This is a genomic window from Nonomuraea sp. KM88, from assembly GCF_052245635.1.
Classification (GTDB): Bacteria; Actinomycetota; Actinomycetes; order Streptosporangiales; family Streptosporangiaceae; genus Nonomuraea.
Window position 1 is genome coordinate 226,837 of the sequence record NZ_JBQQCC010000010.1, and the last position, 22,247, is coordinate 249,083.

A 22,247-nucleotide genomic window follows, 5' to 3' on the forward strand; every position below is an offset into this window, starting at 1 on the left:
CCGCGGCCCGCCACACCCTGAGCCCCTGGAGGTCAGATGTCCGCCCCCACACCCGAACTGAAGCGCGTCGTCGCGGGCGCCCTCGTGGGCACCGCACTGGAGTGGTACGACTTCTTCATCTACGGCACCGCCGCCGCGCTCGTCTTCAACCAGCTGTTCTTCACCGAGGCCGATCCGGCGGCGGGCACGATCGCCGCGTTCGCCACGTTCGGCGTGGGATTCGTGGTCAGGCCCTTCGGCGGCATCCTGTTCGGCCACCTCGGCGACAAGATCGGCCGCCGCTCGACCCTGATCATCACCACCCTGATCATGGGCGTGTCGACCGGGCTCATCGGCCTGCTGCCCACCTACCCGTCGATCGGCGTGTGGGCGCCCATCCTGCTCACCCTGCTGCGGGTCTGCCAAGGGCTGGGCGCGGGCGCCGAGTTCGGCGGCGCGGCGACGCTGCTCGCCGAGCACGCCCCGCAGGGCAGGCGCGGCTACTACGCCTCCTACGCGCAGACCGGCGTGCAGATCGGGCTGGTGCTCGGCACCTCGGCGTTCCTGCTCGTGCAGCTCCTGCCGCAGCAGGACATCCTCTCGTGGGGCTGGCGGGTGCCGTTCCTCGTGAGCTTCGCGCTGATCGGGGTGGCGCTGTACGTGCGGCTGCGGGTGGCCGAGTCGCCGGTGTTCCGCGAGATGGAACGGAACCGCGAGATCGTCAGGCTGCCGATCAAGGACGCCGTGGCCCGCTACCCGCGCAACTTCCTCGTCGGCGTCGGGGCGCACATCTGCGACACGGCCGTGGTCTACACGCTGGCCACGTTCAGCGTCGCGTACGCCACCGGCCGGCTCGGCCTGGACAGCCACACGGCGCTGCTGGGGGTGATCTTCTTCGGGCTGACCGTCATCGTGCTGCAGCCGATCTACGGCCATCTGTCGGACCGGGTGGGGCGGCGCCCGCTCAACCTGTTCAGCGTGGTGTTCGTCGCGGCGTTCGCCTTCCCGTACTTCCTCATGGTCGACACCGGCGTGCCCTGGCTCGTGTGGCTGGCGATGATGATCATGGGGGCGTTCGGGTTCGCCCCGCAGGTCGCGGTGCAGCCGGTGTTCTACGCCGAGCTGTTCGGGGCGCGGGTGCGCTACACCGGGTTCGCGGCCTCGCGCGAGCTGGGCGCGGCGGTGGCCGGGTTCTCGCCGCTGATCGGCGCGGCGCTCGCGGCTCAGCTGGGCGGGGCGCCGTGGCTGGTCGCGGCGTTTCTCGTCGGAACCGCGGCGATCTCGTTCGCGGCCTTCCACGCCTCGGCCGAGAGCAAGGACATGGACATCACCGCCTTCGACCCGCTGCGCCGGCGACCGGTCGGGGAGTGAGGGACCGGCACGGACACCGACGGAGGCGTCGCCGGCCGTGCGGGCCTGCCGACGGCGGTGGTTCATGGCATGCTCGCCGAGCGTATGGCGTAAGAGGTGACCTGCCCTCGGCCGCTTCAGCGGGTGGGTCTGACCAGGCCGCTGTCGTAGGTCAGCACGACCGCCTGGGCCCGGCTGGTCAGGCCCAGTTTGGCCATCACGCGGTTGAGATGGGTCTTGATCGTGCCCTCGCTCACCGACAGCCGTTCGGCGATCTCCTTGTTGGACAGGGCGTGCCCCACCAGGCGCAGCACCTCTGTCTCGCGGGCGGTCAGGGCGTGGAGCGGCGCGGCGGGTGCGGACGGGACGATGAACGCCTCGATCAGACGTCTGGTGACGTTGGGAGCCAGGAGCACGTCGCCCGCGGCGACGACGTGGATGGCGGAGATGATCCGCTCTGGAGCGGTGTCCTTCAGGAGGAAGCCGCTGGCGCCCAGGCGCAACGCGTTGTAGATGTACTCGTCCAGGTTGAACGTGGTCAGGATGAGTACCTTGGGCGGCGGTCCTTCACCCGCCAGGATGTGTTCCAGGGCGGTGATGCCGTCCATGCCGGGCATACGGATGTCCATGAGGATCACCTCGGGCCTGAGCTCGGCGGCCATGCGTACGGCTTGTTCACCGTCGGCTGCCTCGCCCACCACGTTCAGCCCTGCGGCCCGCAGCAGTGAGGCGAGGCCGGCTCGGATCAGCACCTGATCGTCCACCACCATGACGTCGACCATCGCCCCGCCTCAGGTCAGTGGGCCCTCCTCAGAAGGGAAGAGCGGGAAAGTCGCAAGCACATCGAACCCTCCCCCCGGAGGCGATCCCGCGTGGATCACTCCCCCGTAGAGGGTGACACGTTCCGTCATACCGATCAACCCATGTCCATCAGGTCGAGCGCCGGGCATCGCCCCCGGGCCGTCGTCGGTGACACGCAGGTTCAGCGCGTCGGTCTCGTACGTCAGGCGGATGTCCACGTGCGCGGGCCCGGCGTGTTTGAGGACATTGGTCAGTGACTCCTGGACGATGCGGTAGGCGCACAGGTCGAGTCCAGGAGGGAGCGCCCTCGGCTCCCCGTCGACGGTCAAGCGTATGGTGAGCCCGGCTGCGCGCATACGCTCGACCAGAGCGTCCAGGCTGCGCAGCCCGGGCATCGTCGTGTACGGCGTTTCGTCATCATGGTCGGGGGCCTCCGGGCGCAGGATCGAGAGCAGACGCCGCACTTCGGCCAGCGCTTCGTGGCTGGCGTCGGCGATGACGCCCAGCGTGGTGTGCGCGGTGGCCGGGTCCGACAGGGCGACGTAACGGCCGAGCCCGGCCTGCACGGAGATGACTGACATGTGGTGGGCGACGACGTCGTGTAACTCGCGGGCTATGCGTACGCGCTCGTAGACGACTGCTCGTCGAGCGGCGGCGTCGCGTTCCTCGGCAAGTTGCCTGCCGCGCTCGACCAGCAGGTGCACGACGATTCCTGTGCTGACCGCCCAGACTGCCACGATGATCGACTGGCCCAACGCCGACCACAGCGCCACACCGGGCTGGCTGGCCGAGCTGTGCGTCCACTCGGCGATCACCAGCACCGCCCCCACCCCGGTGGCCTTCCGGGAGGCATGCGCGGCCACGGAGTAAAGCGCCACCAGCGGGCCGATGCTGTTGAGCCCCAGGTGGTAGCCCAGGAAGTGATACGTCAGCGACGCTCCCACCGAGACGATCAGGACCGTGAACGGGGCTCGCCTGCGCCATGTCAGCGGTGCGTTCACCAGCACGGTCAGTGTCATGGACAGGGGCGTGGGCGGGTGTCCCTTGCCCTGCTCGAGGGTTTCCCATGCCCAGCTGCCGACGACGAGCGCGGTCGCGAGCGTGCCGTCGAGCAGCCGGGAGTCCAGCGCGGACAACTGCCGGGCGAGGAGCACGAGGCTTATGCGCAAGGCTCACACCGGTGCCGCGATCGAGCAAGGGTCATGGGTCTGGTCTCCGGCGAAGAGATCCTCGTGACGCCACGATGCACTGTTGGGGCAACCGTTGCAACAGTCGCGTTCACAGGGGGTTCAGCTCGTGGCCCGGGGCGCGCAGGGGCGTGGCCGACGGGAGATCGGCCTGGTCGTTCGCCGCGCCACGGGGGGTCAGGACAGGTTCCACACGTGCCAGGCGTCGATCTCGACCCGGGCGCTCACCCGCGGTCGCTCGCGGTCGCCGTACGGCACGCCCATGTAATGACGTGAGATACGGTCGATGTCCTCCAGCCCTTGATCATCCGTCAGGGACACCATGCGCCCTCGAAGACTGATGTGCCGGTACCAGCTGTCGGCGTCCAGGACGGTCAGTGAGACCCGGGGGTCGGCACGCAGATAGTCCAGCCGCTTGCGCTGGGCATCCATACTGACCAGGAGGTTACCGCTCTCCCACAGGTACCAGGTGGCCACGGAGACGGGCGCGCCGTCCGGGCGGATCGTGCTGATCACGCAGGGGTTCGGCCGTGTCAGGGCTGAGACGAGGTGCTCGGGCAGATCCGTGCGAGGCATGAGCGAGGAAGACCTTTCACTGGTGTCGGCGCGGGCGAAGGGCGGTCCACGTCACGGTGTGTACGCCTCGGCCTGGAGCTTGAACAGCGACGCGTAGAGGCCGCCGAGATCCATGAGCTCCGGGTGCGTCCCGCTCTCGGCGAGGCGTCCGCCGGCCAAGACGTAGATCCTGTCCGCCATGAGGACGCTGGTGAGCCGGTGAGTGATCAGGACGGTGGTCTGTGGGGCGGCGGGATCCGTCTCGGCGAAGTGGCGGATGGACTCGAAGAACGCGTGCTCGGCTCGCGGGTCGAGGGCGGCGGTGGGCTCGTCGCAGAGGAGGAGGGGAGCGCGGCGACAGAACCCGCGGGCTGCGGCCACTCGTTGCCACTGCCCCCCGCTGAGCTCGTGGCCCGTCTTGAATCGTGGATCGAGCAGGGTGTCGTACCCTTCAGGCAGTTCCTCGATGGTGCGGTGGATCCCGGCGAGTTCGGCTGCGCCGATGACTGCGTCGTCGTCAATGTCCACCCCGGCGGTGATGTTCTGCCGGGCGGTGAGCGGCCATGGGGTGTGATCTTGAGGGATCATCGCGATCTTCTTTCGTACGGCATCGCGGTCGAGCAGGGCCATCGGGGCCCCATCCCATAGGACGGTGCCGGAGCCGGGTTCGTACAGACCAGCGATGATCTTCGCCAGCGTGGTCTTGCCCGAGCCGTTCTCGCCGACCTAGGCTATGACCTCGCCCTTTCCGATCTTGAGCGAGATGTCCCTCAGCGCGGCCCTCTCCGCACCGGGGTAGGTGAAGGAGACCTCGTGCAGTTCGACACCGGCGAATTCCGGTGCCGGCAGGTCGAGGCGGTGTTGCGACGTACGGTGTTCGGCTTCCTTGCAGAAATCCAGGTAGTCGGAGAAGTAGAGGCCCTCGTCGTAGACGTCGTTCGCCGCGCCGACCAGCGCGGACAACGACGACCTGCCCATGCGGATGGCCAGGATCGTCCCCCCTGCGATCGCCAGTGGAACGGCTCCTGCCATGAGCAGCACACCCAGGGCGGCATAGACGAGCACGGCCACGACGCCGTTCGCCACCTCTCCAGCGAACCGGGCGAGTGCCTGGCGACGGGCCAGATCGACATGCGCGTTCTCGGACAGACGGGCGACGTCGTCGTACTGCTTGAGCAGGAAGTCCCGCATGCCGAAAGCGCGGATCTCCGGAGCCGGACGGCGGTCGGCCATGAGATCCGAGAGGATCCATTGCCGTCGCATGCTGGTCGACAGCTTGTAGATGACCTGGTACTGCATGCGAGCTGAGTGGGCTGTCGCCCAGCCGGCCGGCAGCACGCTGACCAGGAGCAGAGGGAGGAGAACCGGGTGAAGGACGGCCAGCGTGCCCGCTGCCGCGGCGATGCCTGCGGCTGACGTGATCAGCCCGACGCCTGCGTCCACCACCAACGCAGCTCCCCGTGCGCCGCGGCTGCGGGCTCGTTGCATGGCGTCGTAGAAGTCGGCGTCGTCCATCGCGCGGAGGGCGACGGCCGTGGTGAGTTCGAACAGGCGGCGCTCGGCCAGCCGGTCCACTCTCGGCTTGAGCCTGGACTGCGTCCACGCGGCAGCCGATTGCAGGAGCGAACGCGCGGTCAGGGCCGCGGCCACTCCGATCAATGCGGGCATGGCCGCGCGGAGCCTGTCCGGTGCGGGGCCGCCGGTGAGAAGGGCGTCAAGGGCACCTGTGGTGGCGAGCAGCCCAACCGCGCCGAGTAGGCCCACGATCACATTGAGCCCGATGGTCGCGGCGGTGTCGGCGGGGGAGGCCTTCCACGCCAGCTTGAGGGCCGTCCCCACGAGGGCGGGCAGTCGCCTGACGATCGTGCTGAGCCTTGTCTGGGGCAGGGCTTCCTCGTGGTACCAGAGAGAGTGGGGTGCGAGTTCGACGGCGCCGACGTCCTTCGGTGCTTCCTGACCCGGCGCGCCGTCGACGTCTTCTTCCTGTGGCGTGGTCGCAGCCTGCGAGGGTTCATGTGGCACGTTCGCTGCCTTCCTCTCTCCTCCGCACAAGCCGCCCGCAGTGCTAGTCCGACACGCCGGACAGGTAGTCGGCCATGGCCGAGGCCAGGTTCAGGCCGGGTGTCTCGTCGTCGAGCCAGGCGAACTGGCCGGCGGGGTTCACCTCCAGGAAGTAGTGCTCGCCGGCGCGGTCGACCGCGACGTCGATCGCACCGTAGACGAGCTCGAAGGTGTCCATCAGCCGTCTGATCCGCTCCTCGATCTCGTCGGGGAGCGTGACCTGCGTGTATCGGCTGGTGCCTCGGAAGTTCCGGGAGTCGACGTGCGGCTCGCCGTCGTCGTTCCTGTTGTCGACGCGGACGGCGAAGATCTTCTTGCCTATGACGGTGATCCGCAGTTCGTACGCCTTGTCGATCAGCTCCTGGAAAATGCACGGAGAATAGCGCACCCGTGGCAGGATGTCCGGCGGGATGTCGGGCAGGGCAGTGGTGAGCAGCCCTCGTGGCCAGCCGCCGGGCTGATGGAGAAGACCGCTGTTGAGCGCCTTGTAGACGATGGCCCCGCCACATTCGCGGTGAAATGGAGGGACCTCTTCCGGGTCGTTGGTGATGAGTGTCCTCGGGATTCGCAGCCCTGCCTCGCGCGCGACCTTCAGCTGCAGCGGCTTGTAGTGCGCCCGCAGCTCGAAGGCCGGAAGATTCATCCATCGTGCGGGAAGCGCGGTGAACACCCCGCCCATGGCATGGGCGCTTTCTTTTACCGCGAATTCCTGGTGCGCCTTCCCCAAGGAAGGGTCGGCGGTGAAGGGCGTCGGACGGCGATACCAGACAGAGGTGACCTCTTCGAGGCGGAGCGATCGATGACCATGCGTCGTGTCCACAAGCGTCGAGTGCCAGCCGGCGTCGGTGGACTGGTAGGTCAGCGTCGAATTCTGCGGGAAGTAGCTGGTGTCGTAGCGGAAGACCGCCACGTCGCGCTCGCTGAGAATTTTGACCACACTGTCGGCGGTGACATCGAATTCTTGGGTCAGCACAAGCACGATCGGGTCGGGCATTACTATTGCCACCCATCGTCGACGTTGTTGTCGAATCCCCAGAAGTAGCCACACGTTCCCCTGAAGCAGAACGTCAAGGCGGAACGGATCTGCGTGGAGTCGTGCGAGCTCGTCCAGATCTGGGCCTCGGGGTCGTAGCTGTGCCCCGCGATCTCGTCCTCCATCGAGTGGAACTGCGTGATCATGTTCACGTCGAGGGTTCCGTCGAGTTCGAAGGCGTAGCCGAAGGGCTTCGAGTCGTCGGACACTCCGGCTTTCAGCTCGTCGGCCTCTCGGGTGTCCTTGAGCTCCTCCTCCAGATCGAGGAATGAGCGGGACGCCCCGAAATTCTCCTTGATCAGCTCGCGGTCGAAGAAGTCGCCGATGGTCGTGGTCGCTGACATGGTGTATTTCCTCTCTGTTGCCCCGCTCACTGTGGGCGGGGAGCGTCGAAGGTGACAGGGAGCGAGGTCAGCCCTCTGGTGGCGCCGTTGTTCGCGTAGACGAGTTCCTCGGCGGGAACGGCCAGGCGCAATGTCGGTACGCGCCCGGCGAACTGCTGGACCATGACCTGCAGTTGCATTCTTGCCAGACTCGCGCCCAGGCAATGGTGATGGCCGTAGCCGAAGGCCATGTGTGGGTTGGGTGAGCGGTGAATGTCAAATGCGTCAGGATCGAGAAAGCGGCTCTCGTCGCGATTGGCGGAGGCGATGGACGGGACGACCGTCGCCCCCTTGGGGATGGTGCCCGAAGGCAGCGCGACGTCCTCGGTGGCGACACGAGGCTGTCCGCCCTCACCTGGAATATCCAGCCGGAGTAGTTCTTCCACGGCGGACGGCACCCGGGAGGGGTCGCTGAGCAGGCGGAACTGGTCCGGGTGGCGCAGGAGCGTGCATGCCGCTCTGGCCATCATGGCGACCGCGGTCCCGTGCCCCACTGTGACGATCGCGTAGATCAGGCCGTGCAGTTCCTCTTCGGTGAGCCTGCCTTCCTCCTCGCGCGCGTTCGCCAGAACGCCGACAAGGCCTCGCCCGGATCTGGCCGACCGTGCCTTCATGAGCAACGCGATCACATGTTTGTTGAACTCGCCGGCCTGTTTCATGCGTTCGGCCAGAGTGAGTGAACTGGTGAACATGAAGCTGCCGAAGTGCCTGATGACATCTTCGCGGCTGTGGTCGGGCGTACCGAGGATGTCCAGAAGAAGGTGGGCGGAGAACGGTGCCGCGAATTCCTCGATGAAGTCGGCCGGAGGCGCTGCCATATCGTCGATGAGGTCGTTCGCGAGCCGGAGGGCGCGAGGACGAAGCTCTTCTATTCGGGCGGGCGTGAACAATCCGATGACGATGCGCCGCAAGCGCGTATGGTCCGGAGGATCCGTATTCATCAAGGAACCCACCATGCGCAGGGGTGCGCTGCGGGCGAGCGCCAATGGCGCGTCCGCATGCCCGAGTTGCAACGCCTCGACGCTGAAGGAGGCACTGCCCAGCATGGCGCGGACATCGTCATAGCGGACGGCCAGGACCACCTCGTCCGTCGTGGGAAAGATCACGCGGCCCAGGGGGTCGTCCGCCTGACGTCTCCTGTGCTCTGGCGGAGGAGCGCCGAAAGGGCCAGGTTCGAAGGGAAAATTCCTGGTTCGACTCATGTGAGCTCGTCTCCTCGCTCGGCTGGACGGCTCTGCGGGCGATACGGCAGGCAAGCGCGACCAGGCATGGTGCCGGCAAGCCTCGACGCGAATCCGGCTCCTCGCGGTCGCCGGCACCGAACGGGTTCGTCGCCATTGGCCGTCGGATCGGACCGGCCCAGCTCATTCACGTTGGCTTGCTTGCGAACTGCTACGTTCGTGACGATGAAACCACGGTGGCCTGATGCCGTAGTCAATCGGAGGGCTGAATTCGGCGGTAAACTTTTGCAGCAGTCACTGAGCCGTCTCCGACCGGCGGTATAGACGGTGTCAGTCTCCGGGCGACTGTGATGCGTTCGCTGACGGCAGCAGTTCCGGTGCGCCGATGAATTCGTGACGCGCCAGCCGCCGCTCGTGGGCCGGGCCGGGAGCTCCTGCCCCGGAAGTCACGGCGCCTGGGGCACCACGCTCCGCTGTTCAGGCGAGGGCCGACGAGACCAGGGAGCGGGCCTCCTCCTGGACCTTGGCCAGATGGTCGGCCCCGCGGAAGGACTCGGCATAGATCTTGTAGACGTCCTCGGTCCCGGAAGGGCGGGCCGCGAACCAGGCGCTCTCGGTCGCCACCTTCACCCCGCCGAGCGCCGCGCCGTTGCCGGGCGCCGACGTCTGCACCGCCGTGATCGGCTCGCCCGCCAGCGACGAGGCCGTCACCTGCTCGGCGGAGAGCCTTCCGAGCACGGCCTTCTCCTCGCGCGTCGCGGGAGCGTCCACGCGGGCGTACGCGGGCTCGCCGAACCGCTCCACCAGCTCCCTGTAGTGGTCGCTCGGCGACCGGCCGGTGACGGCGAGGATCTCGGAGGCCAGCAGCGCCAGGATGAGGCCGTCCTTGTCGGTGGACCAGACGGATCCGTCGCGCCGCAGGAAGGACGCCCCCGCGCTCTCCTCGCCGCCGAACCCCAGCGACCCGTCGAGCAGCCCGGGCACGAACCACTTGAAACCCACCGGGACCTCGTAGAGCCGCCGGCCCAGCGACTGCGCGACGCGGTCGATGACGCCGCTGCTGACCATGGTCTTGCCGACCCCGGCGTCGGCCGGCCAGCCGTCGCGGTGCGTGTAGAGGTAGGAGATGGCGACGGCGAGGTAGTGGTTGGGGTTCATGAGGCCGTCGGAGGTGACGATGCCGTGGCGGTCCGCGTCGGCGTCGTTGCCGGTGGAGATGTCGTACTTCTCGCGATTGGCGATCAGCGACGCCATCGCGTACGGCGACGAGCAGTCCATCCGGATCCTGCCGTCCCAGTCGAGCGTCATGAACCGCCACGTCGGATCGACCACCGGGTTGACCACCGTCAGGTCGAGGCGGTGCCGCTCGGCGATCTCCCCCCAGTAGGCCACGCTCGCCCCGCCCAGCGGGTCGGCCCCGACCCGCACCCCGGCCGCCCTGATCGCGTCGAGGTCGAGCACGGACGGCAGGTCATCGACGTACGTCCCGAGGAAGTCGTAACGCTCCGCCATGTCCAGCGCCCTGGAGTAGGGGATCCGCGCCACGCCCTCCATCCCCGAGGCCAGCAGCCGGTTGGCGCGGTCCTGGATCCACTTGGTGGCGTCGGTGCCGGCGGGGCCGCCGTGCGGCGGGTTGTACTTGAGGCCGCCGTCGCCGGGCGGGTTGTGCGACGGCGTGACCACCACGCCGTCGGCGAGCCCCGACGTGCGCCCCCGGTTGTGCCGCAGGACGGCGTGCGACACGGCGGGGGTCGGCGTGTAGCCGTCGCGCGTGTCGATCATGACCGTGACGTCGTTGGCCGCCAGCACCTCCAGCGCCGACACCCGCGCGGGCTCCGACAGCGCGTGCGTGTCGATGCCGAGGAACAACGGCCCGTCCGTGCCCTGCGCGCGCCGATATTCGCAGATGGCCTGGCTCGTGGCGAGGATGTGGCCCTCGTTGAACGCAGCGTCGAACGCCGACCCCCGGTGCCCCGAGGTGCCGAACGCCACCCGCTGCTCCACCTCGTCAGGGTCGGGGCGGAGCGCGTAGTAGGACGTCACCAGCCGGGCGACGTCGACGAGGTCGGCTGGTCGGGCGGGCTTTCCCGCGCGTTCGTGCGTCATGTTCGCCACTTTACAAATCTTGTCCGGCACGGCTGATGCCCCCCGCCGGGGTCGGGAGATAGATTCGCGTCAGTCACCAGAACGGAGTTCTGTTCTTATGCGATACGGCTTCTTCCTGTCCGAGCGGAACGCGGACGACCCCATCGGCGACCTGCGCGACCAGATCGCCGGGGCGGCCCGGGACGGCTTCACCTCGGCCTGGTTGTCCAACATCTTCGGCCTCGACGCCCTCACCGCCCTGGCGGCGGCCGGCGGCCAGGTGCCCGGCATCGAGCTCGGCACCGCCGTCGTGCCGACCTACCCGCGCCACCCGGCCGCGCTCGCCCAGCAGGCCATGACCGTCAACGCCGCGCTCGGCGGGCGCCTCGCCCTCGGCATCGGCCTGTCACACAAGGTCGTCATCGAGGACATGTACGGCTACAGCTTCGACCGGCCAGGCCGCCACATGAAGGAATACCTCGACATCCTCATCCCGGCGAGCAGGGGAGAGCAGGTCAGGTACGAGGGCGAGACGCTCAAGGCCGACATCCGGCTCAGCACCCCCGGCGCCGGATTCCCCGTGCTGGTCGCCGCGCTCGGCCCCCGGATGCTCAGGCTAGCCGGCACCGTGGCCGACGGCACCGTGCTCTGGATGACCGGCCCCAGGACGATCGCCGAGCACATCGCGCCCACCATCAAGGCTGCCGCCGCCGAGGCCGGCCGCGAGCCGCCCAGGATCGTGTGCGCGCTGCCCGTCTGCGTGACCGACGACCCCGCGGCCGCGGTCGCGCGCGCCAACGAGATCTTCGAGACGTACGGGCGGCTCCCGTCCTACCGTGCGATGCTCGACAGGGAGGGCGCGGCCACCCCTGGCGAGGTGGCGGTCGTCGGCGACGAGGACACGGTGCTGGCCAAGCTCGACGAGCTCAGGCAGGCCGGAGTGACCGATTTCGTGGGCTCCGCGTACTCCGGCAGGGAACGTACCCTGAACCTGCTGATCGGCGCGGCGAAGGGCTGATCAGGAGACATCTCAATAAACTCCGACAAGGTGAAGCGCTTGCTCCTGGGCATAGATGTGTCGAACTGGCAGGGCACCGTCGACTGGGCCGACCACGCGGAAACCGGCGTGTCCTTCGCCTTCGCCAAGGCCACCGAGGGTGGTGACTACGTCGACAAGTGGTTCGCGCGCAACTGGAACGGCATGCGGGAGAGCTGGATCGTCTGCGGCGCGTACCACTTCGCCCGGCCCAAGGGCGACCCCATCGAGCAGGCGCGGCACTTCCTGCGCACCATCGGTCAGGCGGGCGGGCTGCGCCGCGGCGACCTGGTCGCGCTCGACCTGGAGACCAACGACGGCGCGCGCCCCGAGCGGGTCGCCCGCTTCGCGCGCCGCTGGTGCCACCACGTCGAGCGGCACGGCGGCGTGCGGCCGTTCATCTACACCTTCCACGCCTTCGCCAACGGAGGACACTGCGCGGGCCTGGCCGAATATCCGCTGTGGATCGCGAGCCCGGCGAAGCCGCGCGGCCGGCCCGACGTGCCGCGTCCCTGGGCCGACTGGACCATCCACCAGTACTCCAACAGCCCGATCGACCGCAACATCTTCCACGGCACCCGCAAGGAGCTGACGAAGCTGGGGTATCGTCCGCGCCGGCGGCGCTGACCCGCAGCCGCTCCGCCCCGAGGACCGCGCGGGGCGCGGGCACGGTGGCCGGGGACGCCCATCGCCCGCGATAGCATCGGTGAACACCATCGAAGCAGCCTCGGTGCCGGGCATCGAGCGCGATCCCTGAGGAGTCACCGTGTCAGCCGAGCTACGCATCACCCTCGCCGGAGCCGAGCGTGTGGTCGCGGCCGGCACGACGGCGGGGCAAGCCCTCGAGGCCGACGGCCGCACGGTCGTCGCGGCCAGGGTCAACGGGGAGGCGCGCGACCTGGCCCACCCCCTGGAGCAGGGCGACGCGGTCGAGCCGATCGAGATCTCCAGCGAGGAGGGCCGGGCGATCGTCCGCCACTCCACCGCCCACGTCATGGCCCAGGCCGTGCAGGAGCTCTTCCCCGAGGCCAAGCTGGGCATCGGCCCGCCCGTCGACAACGGCTTCTACTACGACTTCGACGTCGAGCAGGCGTTCCACCCCGACGACCTCAAGCGCATCGAGAAGCGCATGCGCGAGATCGTCAAGCAGGGGCAGCTGTTCTCCCGCCGGGCCGTCTCCGACGACGAGGCACGCGAAGAGCTCGCGGGCGAGCCGTACAAACTGGAGCTTATCGGGCTCAAAGGCGGGGCCGGGGACGAAGAGTCGGTCGAGGTGGGAGCGGGTCAGCTCACCATCTACGACAACCTCGACCCCAAGACCGGCGAGCGGGCGTGGAAAGACCTGTGCCGCGGCCCCCACGTGCCGTCCACCCGGTCGATCCCCGCGTTCAAGCTCATGCGCTCCGGCGGCGCCTACTGGCGGGGCAGCGAGAAGAACCCGCAGCTCCAGCGCATCTACGGCACCGCGTGGGAGTCGCGCGACAAGCAGGACGACTACCTCAAGCTGCTGGAGGAGGCCGAGAAGCGCGACCACCGCAAGCTCGGCGCCGAGCTCGACCTGTTCAGCTTCCCGCCCGAGCTGGGCAGCGGCCTGCCGGTCTTCCATCCCAAGGGCGGGATCATCCGCAAGGAGATGGAAGACTACATGCGCCGGCGGCAGGGCGAGGCGGGCTACGAGTTCGTCAACACCCCGCACATCACCAAGTCGACGCTGTTCGAGATCTCCGGCCACCTGCCGTGGTATGCCGAGGACATGTTCCCGCCCTTCGAGCTGGAGGGCATCGAATACCGCGTCAAGCCGATGAACTGCCCGATGCACAACCTGATCTTCCGGGCGCGCGGGCGCTCCTACCGCGAGCTGCCGCTGCGGCTGTGCGAGTTCGGCTCGGTCTACCGCTACGAGAAGTCGGGCGTGGTCCACGGCCTGACCCGGGTGCGCGGCATGACGCAGGACGACTCCCACATCTACTGCACCCGCGAGCAGATGGCCGGCGAGATCAAGAGCCTACTCACCTTCGTGCTCAGCGTGCTGCGCGACTTCGGCCTGTCGGAGTTCTACCTGGAGCTGTCCACCCGCGACGACTCCGACAAGTTCATCGGCGACCCCGCCGACTGGGACGAAGCGACCGAGGCGCTGCGCCAGACGGCCGAGGAGTCGGGCCTCGAGCTGGTCGACGACCCGGGCGGCGCGGCCTTCTACGGCCCGAAGATCTCGGTGCAGGCCAAGGACGCGATCGGCCGCACCTGGCAGCTGTCCACCATCCAGCTCGACCTCAACCAGCCCAAGCGCTTCGAGCTCGAATACCAGGCCGCCGACGGCAGCCGCCAGACGCCCGTCATGATCCACCGGGCGCTGTTCGGCTCGATCGAACGGTTCCTCGGCGTCCTCACCGAGCACTACGCCGGCGCGTTCCCGCCCTGGCTGGCCCCGGTGCAGGTGGCCGGCATCCCCATCGCCGACGCCCACGTGCCCTACCTCCAGGACGTCGCCAAGCGGCTGAAGGAGCGCGGCATCAGGGTCGAGGTCGACGCGTCCGACGACCGCATGCAGAAGAAGATCCGCAACGCGCAGAAGGCCAAGGTGCCCTTCATGCTGCTGGCCGGCGACGACGACATCTCGGGCGGCGCGGTGTCGTTCCGCTACCGCAGCGGCGAGCAGAAGAACGGCGTCCCCATCGACGAGGCGATCGCCGAGATCGTCAACGCCGTGGAGCGCCGGGTCCAGGTCTGACCCCGTACGCCGCGGTGAGGCGACCCCCGCACCGGGCCGCCGCCTCACCGCTCTTCCCCGCACCGGCTCGCTGCCGCGCCGTGGCCAGCCCGTACTGACCGCGCCCTGCCGGACGGACGCTGCCGGACCGGCCCTGCCGGACGGGCCCTGCCGGACGGGCCCTGCCGGACGGGCCCTGCCGGCCAGGTCAGTGACCGGCGCGGTCACCGAGTCGGCAGGGGCCAGGCGTACGGAGCCGGCGGGGCCACCGCGGTGACGGGGGCACGGAGACGGCGAGGGCCAGCGGGGTCAGCGGGGGAAGAGGCGGAAGGAGACGGCGGGGCGGCCGCCGAAGCGTTCGGCCGTCTCCGTGGCGAAGCCCTCGATGAGGTTGCGGGCGTAGGTTTGCGGGTCTTCGGTGGTGAGGGCCTCGATGTAGGCGCGGTGCTCGACGAGCGAGCGCACGCCGCGTTCCAGGCCGGAGGTGACGTCCACGGCGTGGGTGGGGGAGTCGGATCCGGCCACGGCGACCCAGCGGACGCCGTCCCACGGCTCCGCCTCCGTGTCAGGAAAAATCCACCGATTTCCGGCGTCACCGGCCGCGTCGAGCACGGCCCGGCCCACCGCACGATGATCGGGCGTGTTCCAGTACGTGCCGCTCCAGGTGTCGTCCGGATTCAGCGTGATCACGAGCTCCGGACGGTGCCTGCGGATGGCGGCGGCCAGATCCTTCCTGAGCGCGGTGCCGTACTCGATCACCCCGTCGGCGTGGCCGAGGAACTCCACGTTCGTCACGCCGACGACGGCCGCGCTGGCCCGCTGCTCGCGCTCGCGCACGGCGGCGGACTTGACGGGTTCGAGCGTGTCGATGCCCGCCTCTCCCTTCGTGGCGAGCACGTAGGAGACTTCGCGGCCGGCGTCGGTCCAGGTCGCCACGGCCGACGCGCAGCCGTACTCCAAATCGTCGGGATGGGCCACGATCGCCAGGGCCCGCTGCCAGTCTTCGGGCATGGGTTCGAGCTGAGAGGTCATGGGTGACATCCTGGCAAACCAGACGGCGGGCCGCGCGGGCTCCAGGCCCGCCGCCGGGCGGCGCTCGGGGTTCGTACCGGGGGAGCACCCCGATTGTTCCTGGTCCTATGCTGCTAGGTATGCACGATCAGGCAGGGGCAGGGGATCCGGACAATTTCGAACGTCTGTGGACCCCGCATCGCATGGCCTACATCAAGGGCGAGAACAAACCCACGGGCACCGGCCCCGGCGACGGGTGCCCGTTCGACGCGATCCCCAAGATGAGCGACGAGGAAGGCCTGATCGTCGCCAGGGGCGACACCGTCTACGCGGTGCTCAACCTCTATCCGTACAACTCGGGGCACCTGATGGTGGTGCCCTACCGCCACGTGGCCGACTACGCGGAGCTGCGGCCCGCCGAGCTGGTGGAGCTGGGGCAGTTCACCCAGAAGTCGCTGGGGGCGCTGCGCAAGGCCAGCGGCGCTCAGGGCTTCAACGTCGGCATGAACCTCGGCCAGGTCGCCGGCGCGGGCATCGCCGCGCACCTGCACCAGCACGTGGTGCCCCGGTGGGGCGGCGACACGAACTTCATGCCGGTCGTCGGCCGGACCAAGGTCCTGCCGCAGTTGTTGCGCGACACGCGGCGGTTGCTCGCCGACGCCTGGGACTGACCCGGTCGCTGCCCACGGCTCACCTTCGCGCGCTCGCCAGGTCTCCCAGAGCGCCGGCGGACGCGGACGCGCGTAGCACGCCGATGCCGGTGGCCAGCAGCAGCGGCACGGCCAGCGCCAGCGCCATGGACAACACGGCCGCGCCGGAGTCGTTGACGAGCATGCCGAGCACGCCGCTGACGAGCGTGCCGATCAGCCCCGCGCGCAGGGCGGGGGAGTGCTCGAACGCGGCCGGCACCACGCCGGCCGAGGCCTGCTCGGGCCGCAGGATCGCGTAGACGAGGAAGGCGACGGCCGCGAGCACGATCGGCATGAGGTTGGGGCTGAGCAGGGTGCCCAGCATGGCCTGCAGCTTGCGGAAGATGACGTCGAACGCCTCTCCGGTCAGCACCTGGCCCACGAACCTGCCCAGATGCGTCTGCTGATCCGGCGGCCGCAGGTAGTTGAGCCAGGCGAACGTCATCACGATCACCCCGCCCGCCACGCAGAACACGCCCAGCTTCACCAGCGAGACGCGCTTGCCCGCCAGGACGAGGGTGGTCACCGCGATGCCGGGCACGAACGCGATCACGCCGCCGAAGTCGCTGCCCATGCCCGACCCGCCGAGCACCATCGCGAACGTGCCGAGCAGCACGATCGCGGCCACGCCCGCCCTGCCGGGCCAGCGGTGCGCGATGACCGTGGCGGTCAGCAGCGTGCCGGTCGCCAGCAGCGCGAACGGGATGTTGCCGAGCCCGTAGTAGCGGGCGCCGACGTCGGCGCTGTAGCCCATGACGCTGTTGACCTGCAGGGTCGTGCCGGTCAGCAGGTCGCCGACGAGCGTCAGGGCCGTGGCGCCGGCCACGACGGCGAGCGGGCCGAGCGGCGCGCGCCGCCACGGCCCCACGAACGCCAGAGCGGTGATGGCCGCCGTCCATGCGAGCACCCCGGCGACCATCTGCGGCACACTCGACCACGGCAGCAGGTTGACCAGGAAGCTGGCGGCGGGCACGGCGGCCAGGGCGGCGCCCGCGACGCGTACGGGCACGAGGCCCTTGCGGCGGCGCAGCAGCAGGAACGCGATCAGGTAGAACAGCACCTGCAGCACCGCCATGACCGTGAAGTAGACGCCCTTCACCGAGCGCACGGCCTGCGCGTCGGCGTCGGCGTCACGCAGCCTGTCGACCGTCGCACCCTGGCCGCCGACCTGCAGCGGACCGCCCACGACCGTGGCGGGCACCGGCACGCCCAGCTTGGTCAGCACGGTGGCGGTCAGGTCGGGCGTGATCGAGAGGTCTTCGCGGCGCGTGGAGGTCGCGCCGAGCAGGTGGCCCGCCGCGCCGGGCTCGCGCAGCGCGGTCACCCGCAGGTGCGGCACGGAGCCGTGGTCGGACAGGCCCGCGAGCACCACCGTGGTGTCCACGGGCAGGACCGACAGCAGCGCGCCCGCCTTGGCGTCGGCCAGGCGCAGCGCGTCGCGGCGCTCGGTGGCGCTGAGCTGGTCGGGCACCCTGGGCAGCTGGCCGCTCGTGAGGTAGGGGAGAACGAGGTCGTCCACGTCCATGGCGATCACCCGGCACTTCTCCAGGTCGGCGGTCTTCACCTGGAGCGGGGAGGAGTGGTAGTGGCGCACCGCGCCCTGCCGGTCGGCCAGCCCCAGGGCGGCGCCCGGGCCGATGGCGATCGAGCACTGGCCTGCGGCCTTCAGCGACTCGCCCAGGACGCCCGCGTTGCGCTGGCCGGCCACGTCGATGAGGTAGCGGTAGTGGGGGATGACGGCGCCCGCGCCCTGCGGCTCGGGCGTGGGAGGCGCGCCGCAGCGGTAGCCGACGGCCGATCTGGTGCCCGCCGACACGGTCAGCCACGCGTCGTAGGGGCAGGTCACGGTGCCGACCGTGCGGATCGACATGGAGCCGATCGCGCTCGCCCTGGCCAGCTCCCACAGGTTGGGGGTGTCGGCCTGGGTGAGGTCGTTCCAGTGCAGGCCCGACACGCCGATGAGGGCCACCCGGCCTGCGCTGTCGTCGGCCCGCGCCGCCCCGGTGAACAACCCCGGCCCCGCCAGCATCTGAACGGCCAGCACGGCCAGCACCACTAGCGCGCGCCTCACCCGAGAACCTCCCGCGGTCGATGTTCCGTGGCACGACGCATCAGCTCACGTCCCGGCGCCACCGGACCCGACTACCCTCTCACGCGGCGGATGTGCTCGGTGCGATTCCGGCCCGCCCGGCGCGGGCGTCGCGCCCCTGTCTCGTGCCGCTGTCTCATCCCGCGCCCGGCCTTCCCTCCACCGGGTGTGATGCACCTTTTCTCCGTTCGGGCGCGTGCTCCCACGTCATGCGGGAGGACCCGCCGCGATGCCGTGCGGCAGGTCCTCCTGCGACGCGTACGGGAGCGGGCGTCAGCCGGCCTTCACCTTGACGGCCTCGCTCTCGTGGTAGAGCCGGTCGAGCGAGGTGACCAGGTAGGTGCCCTCCTTCGCCGCGTACGACGGTTGCGAGACGACGGCGACGAGGTCGCGGGCGTCGGTGGTGCGGCAGTCCTTGCCCGACTTCGGCACCCGGTAGACGGCGTACGCGCGGGCGCCCTCGGAAGGAGTCCACGTCAGCGTGCCGTCGGAGGACTGGGCGCCGGCGGGCGGCGCGGGAGCCTCGCCGCCGCGCTCCTTCATCAGGGGCGGCAGCGCCGGGCGGGCGTAGCGGGACCTGGCCAGGCGGTCGACCGAGCCCAGCGGGTCGCTCAGCACCTGCTTGGCGCTGAAGTAGACCGAGCCGTCGACCTGCTTGAGCTTGCGGTTGACCCCGACCTGCGCGGCCAGCTCGCCCGGCTTCCTCCAGGCCTTGTCGTCGTTGGCGCCGACGCGGTAGAGGCCGTGACCGATGTAGAGCTGCACGTCGGTGCCCTTGACCTCGCGGGCCCACCAGCGCGCGAGCGTGTTGTAGTCGGCCAGCCGGTGCCCGCGGGGCCAGTAGAGCTGCGGAAGCACGTAGTCGACCGTGCCGGACTTGATCCAGGCGCGCGCGTCGGCGTAGATCGAGTCGTACGCCGACATGCCCGACGTCTTGGAGCCGCTCGGGTCGTTGGAGGTGTTGCGCCAGATGCCGAACGGGCTGATGCCGAACTTCACGTGGTTCTTCGCGTCGTGGACGGCCTTGTCGACCTCGGCGACCAGGGTGTTGACGTTGTCGCGCCGCCAGTCGGCGAGCTTCTTGCCCTTGCCGTGCTTCTTGAAGGCCGCGCTGTCGTCGAACGTCGCGCCCGCCACGGGATAGGGGTAGAAGTAGTCGTCGAAGTGCACGCCGTCCAGGTCGTAGCGGCTGACCACGTCGGTGATGACCTTGGTCACGTGGTGGCGCACGGCGGGCAGGCCGGGGTTGTAGTAGAGGCGACCGCCGTATTTCACGGTCCAGCCCGGGTGCTTGCGCGCGGGGTGGCCGGCGGGCAGCTTGGCGGTGCTGTCGCCGTAGGAGGCGCGGTAGGGGTTGAACCAGGCGTGGAACTCCATGCCGCGTTTGTGCGCCTCGTCGATGAGGAACGGCAGCGGGTCCCAGCCGGGGTCCTTGCCCGCCGTGCCCGTGAGATATTGCGACCACGGCTCGAGCGACGACTTGTAGAGCGCGTCGGAGGCGGGCCTGACCTGGACGAAGACGGCGTTGAGGTGGCGCTGGGCGGCGCTGTCCAGAATCTTCACGTATTCGGCCCGCTGTTTGGCGGGGCTCAGCCCGGCCTTGGACGGCCAGTCGATGTTCTGGGTCGTGGCGATCCACACCCCGCGCAGCTCGCGCTTGGGAAAGCGGGCGTCGGCCTTGCATGCCGCGGCGGGGGCGGCCATGGCCGTCTTCTTCTGGCTCGCTGCGGGGCTCTCTCCGGCTCCGGGGCCGAACACGTAGGCGGCGGCCGTGGTGGCGACGGCGAGCGTGGCAGCGGCTAGGAGTGGGCGTCCAGTTCGCATAGTGCCACCCAGTGTGGCAGTTGCCCTGACATGCTCGGGACCAAAAAAAGAAATGTACTCGTGATGCTTCTGTGATTAAAGGGTAGGGCCGGTCCGGAAGGGACAGAGGCCTTCCGGCCGGCCCGCCTGTTCCTCAGCCGGTTGCCGCCACCTTGCTCGCGAGGTTGGACGGCAGCGGCTCGTAGCGCAGGAACGTGCGCTGGAAGCTGCCGGTGCCGTGTGACATGGATCTCAGGTCGATGGCGTACCGCGTTATCTCCAGCTCCGGCACCTCCGCCTTCACCAGAGTGCGGCCCGTGCCCACGGGCTCGGTGCCGAGCACCCGCCCGCGCCGCGACGACAGGTCGGACATCACCGAGCCCACATAGTCGTCGGCCACCAGCACGGAGACCTCGTCCACCGGCTCCAGCAGCAGGGTCGGCACCTTGGACGCGGCCTCCTTCAGCGCGAGCTGGCCCGCGATCTGGAAGGCCATGTCGGAGGAGTCGACGGAGTGGGCCTTGCCGTCGTACAGGGTGACACGGACGTCCACCATCGGGTAGCCGGCGACGACGCCCCGCTCCATCTGGGCCCGCACGCCCTTCTCGACCGACGGGATGAACTGGCGCGGCACCACGCCGCCCACGATCTTGTCGACGAACTCGAAGCCGCCTCCCGACGGCAGCGGCTCGACCTCCAGGTGGCAGATGGCGTACTGGCCGTGGCCGCCGGTCTGCTTGACGTTGCGGCCCATCGCCTGGCACCTGCCGCCGAACGTCTCGCGCAGCGGCACCCGCAGGTCCACCCGCTCGACCTCGACGCCGTGCCGTTTGGACAGGCGGTCGAGCAGCACGTCGGTGTGCGCCTCGCCCATGCACCACAGGACGAGCTGCCTGGTCTCGGCGTTGTTCTCCAGGCGCAGCGTCGGGTCCTCGGCCACCAGCCTGCCGAGGGCCTGTGACAGTTTGTCCTCGTCGGCCTTCGACTTGGCCCTGATGGCCACGGGGAGCAGCGGGTCGGGCATCTGCCAGGCCGTCATCAGCAGCGGCCGCTCGACGTCCGAGAGCGTGTCGCCGGTCTCGGCGCGCGACAGCTTGGCCACGGCCACGATGTCGCCGGCGAGGCCCTTGGCCGCGCCGCGCTGCTGCTTGCCCAGCGGGCAGGTCAGGGTGCCGATGCGCTCGTCGACGTCGTGGTCCTCGTGGCCGCGCTCGGCCAGGCCGTGGCCGGACACGTGCACGGTCATGTCGGGGCGCAGCGTGCCGGAGAAGACGCGTACGAGGCTGATGCGGCCCACGTACGGGTCGCTGGTGGTCTTGACGACCTCGGCCACGAGCGGGCCGTCCGGGTCGCAGGTGATGTCCTTGACCAGTTTGCCGGACAGATCGGTGATCTCCGGCATGGGATGTTCGAGGGGGGACGGGAAGCCCTGCGTGATGAGCTCGAGCACCTCCGTCGCACCGACGCCGAGCCCGCTGCAGAGCACCGGGTAGAAACTGCCGCGCGCGACCGCCTTCTCCAGGTCGTCGATGAGGACCTTGGTCTCGATGGGCTCACCCTCGAGGTAGCGCTCCATGAGCGACTCGTCCTCGCTCTCCTGGATGATCCCCTCGATCAGGACGCCGCGGTGGTCCTCGATCTGGGACGCGTACTCGGCTCCAGGGTCCTTCTCCGTGCGCGTGCCGGTGGCGTAGTTGAAGAACGTCTGCGACAGGAGCCCGATGAGGCCGTTGACGTGGCCGTTGGTGATCACCGGGAGATAGAGAGGCGCGACGCCGTCGCCGAACACGTCCTGGCAGGTGGTGAGCACCTCGTCGAAATCGGCCCGCTGGTGGTCGATCTTCGTGATCACGACCGCGCGCGGCATGCCGACCTGGGAGCACTCCTCCCAGAGGATGCGGGTGAGGCCGTCGATCCCCTCGGAGGCCGACACCACGAAGAGCGCGGCGTCGGCCGCGCGCAGCCCCGCGCGCAGATCCCCCACGAAATCGGCGTAACCGGGCGTGTCGAGAAGGTTGATCTTGATTCCGTTGAACATGAGTGGTGCCGACGCGAGGTTGACGGAGCGCTGCTGCCGGACCTCGACCTCGTCGAAGTCGCTGACCGTGTTGCCGTCCTCCACGCGGCCCGGGCGCTGGATGGTGCCCGTGGCGGCCAGCAGCTGCTCGACGAGGGTCGTCTTGCCCGCTCCCGAGTGGCCGACCAGCACGACATTACGTATCGCGTCCGCCCGGTCGGCCGCGGGTGCCCTGCCCGCGGCTCCCACGGCGCCGCCTGAGTGTCTTTCCGCCACA

General features: G+C 69.3%; 17 protein-coding genes and 1 pseudogene. 5 read left to right on the forward strand and 13 right to left on the reverse strand.

Going from position 1 to position 22,247, the window contains the following annotated elements; all coding sequences use genetic code 11:
• The first annotated feature begins 36 nt into the window (after positions 1–36).
• Positions 37–1,350 carry an MFS transporter gene (locus tag ACTWPV_RS28355; protein ID WP_443154132.1) on the forward strand — a complete coding sequence of 438 codons (1,314 nt, stop codon included), beginning with the start codon at positions 37–39 and terminating at the stop codon, positions 1,348–1,350.
• A 116-nt stretch (positions 1,351–1,466) separates the two neighbouring features.
• Here ACTWPV_RS28355 and ACTWPV_RS28360 read toward each other — a convergent pair whose 3' ends face one another.
• The 9 genes and pseudogenes from ACTWPV_RS28360 to pgm all read right to left on the reverse strand — a co-directional run bounded on the left by ACTWPV_RS28360 (position 1,467) and on the right by pgm (position 10,636).
• Positions 1,467–2,111 carry a response regulator transcription factor gene (locus tag ACTWPV_RS28360; RefSeq protein ID WP_347648946.1) on the reverse strand — a complete coding sequence of 215 codons (645 nt, stop codon included), beginning with the start codon at positions 2,109–2,111 and terminating at the stop codon, positions 1,467–1,469.
• A gap of 9 nt (positions 2,112–2,120) precedes the next feature.
• Positions 2,121–3,299 carry a sensor histidine kinase gene (locus ACTWPV_RS28365; protein ID WP_443154133.1) on the reverse strand — a complete coding sequence of 393 codons (1,179 nt, stop codon included), beginning with the start codon at positions 3,297–3,299 and terminating at the stop codon, positions 2,121–2,123.
• A 195-nt stretch (positions 3,300–3,494) separates the two neighbouring features.
• A complete protein-coding gene (locus tag ACTWPV_RS28370) occupies positions 3,495–3,893 on the reverse strand; it encodes a PPOX class F420-dependent oxidoreductase (RefSeq protein WP_443154134.1) in 399 nt (132 codons plus the stop codon).
• 51 nt (positions 3,894–3,944) lie between these two features.
• A pseudogene (locus ACTWPV_RS28375) lies at positions 3,945–4,586 on the reverse strand (ATP-binding cassette domain-containing protein); the annotation flags it as partial.
• Between the two features lie 12 nt (positions 4,587–4,598).
• A complete protein-coding gene (locus ACTWPV_RS28380) occupies positions 4,599–5,894 on the reverse strand; it encodes a hypothetical protein (RefSeq protein WP_443154135.1) in 1,296 nt (431 codons plus the stop codon).
• A 43-nt stretch (positions 5,895–5,937) separates the two neighbouring features.
• Complete coding sequence (locus ACTWPV_RS28385; protein WP_443154136.1) at positions 5,938–6,981, reverse strand: MvdC/MvdD family ATP grasp protein; 1,044 nt, start codon at positions 6,979–6,981, stop codon at positions 5,938–5,940.
• Entirely contained in the window at positions 6,930–7,310 is a 381-nt protein-coding gene (locus ACTWPV_RS28390) for a hypothetical protein (RefSeq protein WP_347648941.1), read from the reverse strand. The genes ACTWPV_RS28385 and ACTWPV_RS28390 overlap by 52 nt, the downstream gene beginning before the upstream one ends.
• Before the next feature lie 26 nt (positions 7,311–7,336).
• The gene (locus ACTWPV_RS28395) at positions 7,337–8,455 is read right to left on the reverse strand and encodes a cytochrome P450 (RefSeq protein WP_443154137.1); all 1,119 of its coding nucleotides are present in this window, start codon (positions 8,453–8,455) and stop codon (positions 7,337–7,339) included.
• Positions 8,456–9,007: 552 nt separating this feature from the next.
• Positions 9,008–10,636: a phosphoglucomutase (alpha-D-glucose-1,6-bisphosphate-dependent) gene (pgm, locus tag ACTWPV_RS28400; protein WP_443154138.1), complete on the reverse strand. Its 1,629-nt coding sequence runs from the start codon at positions 10,634–10,636 to the stop codon at positions 9,008–9,010.
• A 97-nt stretch (positions 10,637–10,733) separates the two neighbouring features.
• On the opposite strand from pgm, the gene ACTWPV_RS28405 reads away from it, so the two are divergent.
• From ACTWPV_RS28405 to thrS, 3 genes are all read left to right on the forward strand, one after another.
• Positions 10,734–11,633: a TIGR03564 family F420-dependent LLM class oxidoreductase gene (locus ACTWPV_RS28405; protein WP_347648938.1), complete on the forward strand. Its 900-nt coding sequence runs from the start codon at positions 10,734–10,736 to the stop codon at positions 11,631–11,633.
• A 30-nt stretch (positions 11,634–11,663) separates the two neighbouring features.
• Positions 11,664–12,278 (forward strand): glycoside hydrolase family 25 protein, encoded by a 615-nt coding sequence (locus tag ACTWPV_RS28410; RefSeq protein WP_347648937.1) that lies wholly within the window; start codon positions 11,664–11,666, stop codon positions 12,276–12,278.
• 139 nt (positions 12,279–12,417) lie between these two features.
• Positions 12,418–14,382, forward strand: coding sequence for a threonine--tRNA ligase (gene thrS / locus ACTWPV_RS28415; RefSeq protein ID WP_443154139.1), 1,965 nt, complete (start codon positions 12,418–12,420; stop codon positions 14,380–14,382).
• A 288-nt stretch (positions 14,383–14,670) separates the two neighbouring features.
• Here thrS and ACTWPV_RS28420 read toward each other — a convergent pair whose 3' ends face one another.
• Positions 14,671–15,393 carry a PIG-L deacetylase family protein gene (locus ACTWPV_RS28420; protein ID WP_347648935.1) on the reverse strand — a complete coding sequence of 241 codons (723 nt, stop codon included), beginning with the start codon at positions 15,391–15,393 and terminating at the stop codon, positions 14,671–14,673.
• A gap of 119 nt (positions 15,394–15,512) precedes the next feature.
• Between ACTWPV_RS28420 and ACTWPV_RS28425 the strand changes: the two genes are divergently transcribed.
• Complete coding sequence (locus ACTWPV_RS28425) at positions 15,513–16,043, forward strand: HIT family protein (protein WP_347648934.1); 531 nt, start codon at positions 15,513–15,515, stop codon at positions 16,041–16,043.
• A 19-nt stretch (positions 16,044–16,062) separates the two neighbouring features.
• On the opposite strand, the gene ACTWPV_RS28430 is transcribed toward ACTWPV_RS28425, so the two are convergent.
• The 3 genes from ACTWPV_RS28430 to ACTWPV_RS28440 form a co-directional block, all read right to left on the reverse strand.
• Entirely contained in the window at positions 16,063–18,132 is a 2,070-nt protein-coding gene (locus ACTWPV_RS28430; RefSeq protein WP_443154140.1) for a hypothetical protein, read from the reverse strand.
• A gap of 291 nt (positions 18,133–18,423) precedes the next feature.
• Positions 18,424–19,974 carry a glycoside hydrolase family 10 protein gene (locus tag ACTWPV_RS28435; protein ID WP_443154141.1) on the reverse strand — a complete coding sequence of 517 codons (1,551 nt, stop codon included), beginning with the start codon at positions 19,972–19,974 and terminating at the stop codon, positions 18,424–18,426.
• 133 nt (positions 19,975–20,107) lie between these two features.
• Complete coding sequence (locus tag ACTWPV_RS28440) at positions 20,108–22,246, reverse strand: elongation factor G-like protein EF-G2 (RefSeq protein WP_443154142.1); 2,139 nt, start codon at positions 22,244–22,246, stop codon at positions 20,108–20,110.
• Position 22,247 lies beyond the last annotated feature (1 nt).